Source organism: Alcanivorax sp. HI0044 (genome assembly GCF_001634945.1).
The window spans coordinates 1-370 of the sequence record NZ_LWEZ01000917.1 but is presented as its reverse complement, the minus strand read 5'-3'; the positions used below and the strand labels follow the sequence as shown (position 1 = coordinate 370).

Below are 370 nucleotides of genomic sequence, written 5' to 3'. Positions count from 1 at the left end.
GGCAATCGGCTGGTCGTCACGGGCGGTACGCGGTTTCGCCGCCAGCATCCGCGCCGTCCATGAGCTGTTCTGGGGCCTGCTGCTATTACAGGTTGCCGGCCTGAGCACGCTCACCGGGGTACTGGCCATCGCCATTCCCTATGCGGGTATCTTTGCCAAGGTATTCGGCGAATTTCTCGAAGAATCAGACCCGGCTCCTTCCCATGCACTGCCCGCCAGCACCTCCGCCGTCAGCCGCTTTTTCTTCGCCCGCCTGCCGCTGGTCTGGCAGGCCTTTAAAGCCTACGGCAGCTACCGGCTGGAATGCGCCCTGCGCGCCTCCGCCATTCTCGGCTTTATCGGTTTGCCCACCCTGGGCTTTCATCTGGAA

Annotated in this window: 1 protein-coding gene; it reads left to right on the top strand. The window is 63.0% G+C overall.

What is annotated here, in order from left to right:
* Window positions 1-370: PhnE/PtxC family ABC transporter permease (locus A3730_RS31530; protein WP_369819064.1), on the top strand; the 370-nt coding region annotated here is incomplete at both ends.